Here is a 4,391-nt window from a genome sequence, read left to right as displayed (position 1 = left end):
CGCGCCGCCCCCGCGCGGGGGGGGGGGGGGGGGGGCGCGGGGCGGCCCGCGGCGGCCGCCCCCCCGCCCGCTGGTCGCTCAGCCCGCGGTGGCCGAGGCGTCGTACACGTTGTCCGGGGTCACGATGGCGGTGATCGCGCGGCCGAGGAGGGTGGAGGGCTCCTGGCCCCCGGTCTTGGAATCGGTGTTGATCATGATGACCAGGGTGGCCCGCTGGGCAGGCAGGTAGATGGTCACCGTCTCGTAGCCGGGGATCGAGCCGTTGTGGCCGATCCAGCCGTTGGTGTCGAAGATGCCGAGGCCGTAGCTCGTCCCGGGGAACCCGGTCGGGAACGTCGTGAGCCGCTGCGCCTGGGTCTCGCGGCTCAGCAGGCGCCCGGTGGCGAGGACTTCGGCCCAGTGGCGCAGGTCCGGCAGGTCCGAGATCATCGCGCCGGCCGCCCAGGCCCAGCTCGGGTTCCAGTCGGTGGCGTCCGCGGTCGCGCCGGTCGGCGTCTGATCCGTGTAACCGCGCGGGTGCGGCTCCGGGAACTCGGCCCCGCCGGGGAGGAACGTGTGGTGCAGGTGCGACGGCCGCACCACCCGCTCGTGGATCACGTCGGCCAACGGCCGCCGGGTGACCTTCTCCACCACGAGGCCGAGCAGGATGAGATTGCTGTTGGAGTACTGGAACTGCTCGCCCGGCCCGAACGTGTTGTCGTGCTTGAAGCCGTACGCGAGCACCTCCTGCGGCGTGAAGGCACGGGTCGGATCGCTCTCCAGGTCGTGGGCGAAGCCCGCGTCCGAGGTGTACGGGAACAGGCCGCTGCGCATCTCGGCGAGCTGGCGCAGCGTGATCCGGTCGCCGCACGGCACGCCGTCGACGTAGTCGGAGATCTTGTCGTCGAGCCCGACCCTGCCCTCGTCCACGAGCTCCAGCAGCGCGGTGACCGTGAAGGTCTTGGTCTCGCTGCCGATCCGGATCCGCGAGTCCAGGGCCATCGGCGCGCCGGTGGTCTTGTCGGCGACGCCGGTCGCACGGACGTAGTCGCCCTTGCCGGGCATCCACAGCCCGACGACGACCCCGGGGATGCCCGCCTGCCGGCGCACCTCCTCGATCTTCGCGTCCAGCCGAGCGGTCAACTCGGGACTGAGGGTGGAACCGGGGCACACGCCGTGGTGGCAGCGCTCGACGGCTGCGGCGGGCACGGTCGCGGTGGCGATCGTCGCGGCGGGAGCGGCCGCGATGGGGGCGAGAACGGAGGCCACGAACAGCGTCGTGGCGAACAGCCTGCGGTAGTGGGTGCGTCGCACGTCGGGGCGCCTCTTCCAGGGTCACGGGCTCGGACGGCACCATTCACCACGGCGGCCCGCCCGGGACGCCCGTCCCCGCCGCCCACCCCGGCGAGTCCACTCGTTCGGATCACCGGGACCGCCCACGGCTCGGGGGGCTGCTCGCGGCTGACGAGCGCGTCCTCGCGCCGCGAGCTCCGACCCGGAGGTGGTGCGGCGCCTCCCGGCCCGCACGCACTCTCGGACGGGGCGCCTCGGACCGCGCGTTCTCAGCCCGGCGTTCGTGGGCGGGGGCCGGCTCCGGCTGCCGTCAGTGCTGGACGCCGGTCGCGAGGCTGAAGTGCGCGAAGTACGCGTACTGGTCCGTGGACGGGCCCCACGAGGTGTCGTGGCCGCCGTAGAAGGTGGAGAAGAACACGCCGCTGAACGGGATCGACGCGAGGTCCGGGGCGCCCGCGCCGGGCTGGGTGAAGACCTGGGCGCCGTCGAGCCAGACGGTGACGTCGCCGCTGCCGCGGTCGACGAGCTGCTCGACGCTGTGCCAGGCGCCGTCGGCGGGCCACTGCCAGGAGCCGAGGCCGAGGTCGACGCCGTAGCCGGTGGGGCCGGAGTTGGTGGGGGTGTAGAGGTACACCTCGCCGTCGCCGGCGCCGGAGCCGGGGTTGCGCCACATGTAGCGGGTGGACCAGGCGTTGCCGTGGTTGCCGCCGGACGCCTCGCCCGGGGAGCCGCCGTACAGGCCGGGGAGCTTGCCGGCCTTGCCGAAGTCGAAGCCGGCGGGCAGTTTGAGGCTGTACTTCAGGTCCAGGGTGGTGGAGTTGGCGAGGTCGCCGAGACCGAGCGTGGGGAGGTCGGTGTAGAACTGGCCGCCGCCGCTGGAGGGGCAGTCGGAACAGGAGTTGGCGGAGGACCCGGCGCCGTAGAACACCTGCAGCGCGGAGCCGTCGCCGGGGGCGGCGGGGTCGTTGACGAGGCTGAGGTTCTGCTGGCCCCACTTGCCCTTGGTGAGGGTGCCCCAGGCGCTGGTCCAGGTGCTGCTGCCGTAGCCGGTGAAGTCGCCGGTCCAGGAGGCTGCGTCGGTGCTCTTCGCCTGGGTGGCCGTGACGGCTTGGGCCGGGGACGCGGAGAGGAGGGCGAGGGAGGCGCACAGGGCGGTGAGCAAGCGCTTCATGACGGTCCTTCGGCTCTGGAGACGGGGGAAGTGGCACGGGCGGGAGCTGGGAGCCGCTCACCATGACACGGCCGTGGGCGTGTCCGAGTCAAGAGTCTGGACAGAGTTCAAGGATGTGAACGCTCCGTCGGTTTCGGCATCGACGGCCCGGCTATATTGCTCTCGCAGTCCACGCGCACGCGAACAGGGAGGACCCCTATGGCGCAGCCGAGTTCCACCGCCGCCACCGCCGCCGCAGCGGGCGTGAAGTCCGCCGTCCGCACGGTCGAGGTGCTGGAGTACTTCGCCGAACGCCCCGGACTGCACAGCCTCGCCGACGTCCAGGAGGCCCTCGGCTACCCGAAGAGCAGCCTGTACATGCTGCTGCGCACACTGGTCGATCTCGGCTGGGTGGAGACCGACCTGACGGGCACCCGGTACGGCATAGGGGTGCGGGCCCTGCTCGTCGGCACCGCCTACATCGACGGTGACGAGGCCGTCGCCGCCACGCGCCCGGCCCTCGACCGCCTCGCCGACGACACCACCGAGACCATCCACCTCGCCCGCCTCGACGGCACGGACGTCGTCTACCTCGCCACCCGCGCCTCCCAGCACTACCTCCGCCCGTTCACCCGCGTCGGCCGCCGGCTGCCAGCGCACGCGACGGCGCTCGGCAAGGCGCTGCTGGCGACGATGTCGGACGAGGAGATCGGGCGGCTGCTGCCCGAGCGCCTGGAGCCGTTGACCGACCACACCCACACGACCCGGGCGGCCCTGCTCGACGACCTCCGAGCGATCCGTGAGCGCGGCTACGCGACGGACCGGGAGGAGAACACGCTCGGCCTGGGCTGCTACGCCGTCGCCGTCCCGTACCGCACGCCGGCCCGGGACGCGGTCAGCTGCTCCGTCCCGCTCGCACGGCTCACGCCGGGGCGCGAACAGATGATCCGCGACGCGCTGTTCGAGGCCCAGGAGCGGCTGGCGCTGGCTACGCGTCACCTGTGAGCTGATTCGCCCACTGCCGGAGGGTGGCGAAGTCGTCGGTCCTCAGGCCGGTTCGGTCGTCGACGCGGTGGAGGAGGGCCGGGCCGTCGTGGTGGGCGGCCGTCCAGTCGCGGTCGGCGTCGGTGATCTGGTCGTCGACCCAGGCGAACGGGCGGCCCTCGGCCCAGGCGACGATCTCGGGGGTCTTCCAGAAGACGCCGCGGGGTGGGGTGGGCCGGGGTTCGGACCAGGTGATGACGGGGAGTTCGGGCAGCCCGAGGACGGGGGCGATGAAGGCGTTGGCTTCGTCTTCCCAGGTGGTCGCCCAGACGAGGTCGAAGGGGAGGGCGGCCAAGTGGGGCCCGTGGTCCGGGTTGAGCCAGAGCCGGAGGGGCTTGGGGGCCTTGTTGGGCAGCCCCCAGTCGGTGAGCCGCCGCCGTTCGGCGGCCTCCCAGCGGGGAGTGAGGACTCGGTGGGTCTCGTAGCCGGGCGGCCGGCGGTGGGGCTTGTGGGCGGCGGGGTTGAGCGGCCCGTCGACGTCGAGTAGCAGTAGCGGCCGCATCGGCGCACCCCCTCCGTGATCTTTGGGGGGACGGTAGCGGTGAAGGGGCTTTGGTGGCGAGGGAATTACGGGGCGTTCGGCCGGGGAAAGCCTTGGCCGAGCGCGCGGTCGGCTCAGACGTCGCCGAACTCGCCAGCCTGGACGGCGGTGATGAACGACCGCCAGGCGTCGGAGGGGAAGACCAGGGCAGGACCGTGGGGGTCCTTCGAGTCACGGACCCTGCCGGGGCGTGCGTCGTCCACCTCGATGCAGCCGCCACCGCCGTTGCTGTAGCTGCTCTTGCGCCACGCGGGGCCAGCCAGGTCGGGAGTGGGGATCACGGCATTCCTCTCAGAGGGCGTTCGATACTGATTTAGGCTTCCGCAGGCGATTTCGGGCGGAGGTATTGCCCGACTTTGTCGGGGCTGGCGGTCAGGCGAGTGG

At 72.3% G+C, this 4,391-nt stretch carries 5 protein-coding genes; 1 reads left to right on the top strand and 4 read right to left on the bottom strand.

Annotated features, from left to right (window positions below; all coding sequences use genetic code 11):
- Positions 1–78: 78 nt before the first annotated feature.
- Positions 79–1,293, bottom strand: a complete 1,215-nt coding sequence (locus ACFV4F_RS42570) for a serine hydrolase domain-containing protein (protein WP_380511253.1) — start codon at positions 1,291–1,293, stop codon at positions 79–81.
- 289 nt (positions 1,294–1,582) lie between these two features.
- Positions 1,583–2,443 (bottom strand): polysaccharide lyase, encoded by an 861-nt coding sequence (locus tag ACFV4F_RS42565; protein ID WP_380511250.1) that lies wholly within the window; start codon positions 2,441–2,443, stop codon positions 1,583–1,585.
- A gap of 198 nt (positions 2,444–2,641) precedes the next feature.
- Between ACFV4F_RS42565 and ACFV4F_RS42560 the strand changes: the two genes are divergently transcribed.
- Entirely contained in the window at positions 2,642–3,427 is a 786-nt protein-coding gene (locus ACFV4F_RS42560) for an IclR family transcriptional regulator (protein ID WP_380511247.1), read from the top strand.
- Here ACFV4F_RS42560 and ACFV4F_RS42555 read toward each other — a convergent pair.
- Positions 3,411–3,968 carry a hypothetical protein gene (locus tag ACFV4F_RS42555; protein ID WP_380511244.1) on the bottom strand — a complete coding sequence of 186 codons (558 nt, stop codon included), beginning with the start codon at positions 3,966–3,968 and terminating at the stop codon, positions 3,411–3,413. The genes ACFV4F_RS42560 and ACFV4F_RS42555 overlap by 17 nt on opposite strands.
- 113 nt (positions 3,969–4,081) lie before the next feature.
- Positions 4,082–4,288 carry a DUF397 domain-containing protein gene (locus ACFV4F_RS42550; protein WP_380511241.1) on the bottom strand — a complete coding sequence of 69 codons (207 nt, stop codon included), beginning with the start codon at positions 4,286–4,288 and terminating at the stop codon, positions 4,082–4,084.
- Between the last annotated feature and the right edge of the window lie 103 nt (positions 4,289–4,391).

This window comes from Kitasatospora sp. NPDC059722, from assembly GCF_042733235.1.
Classification (GTDB): Bacteria; Actinomycetota; Actinomycetes; order Streptomycetales; family Streptomycetaceae; genus Kitasatospora.
The sequence above is the reverse complement of the archived record's forward strand: the minus strand, read 5'-3'. Positions and strand labels throughout refer to the sequence as shown.

Excerpts from the sequence above, each read along its gene's own strand:
- ACFV4F_RS42560 (WP_380511247.1), top strand. The coding sequence starts at position 2,642 with ATGGCGCAGCCGAGTTCCACCGCCGCCACCGCCGCCGCAGCGGGCGTG.
- ACFV4F_RS42565 (WP_380511250.1), bottom strand. The coding sequence starts at position 2,443 with ATGAAGCGCTTGCTCACCGCCCTGTGCGCCTCCCTCGCCCTCCTCTCC.
- ACFV4F_RS42555 (WP_380511244.1), bottom strand. The coding sequence starts at position 3,968 with ATGCGGCCGCTACTGCTACTCGACGTCGACGGGCCGCTCAACCCCGCC.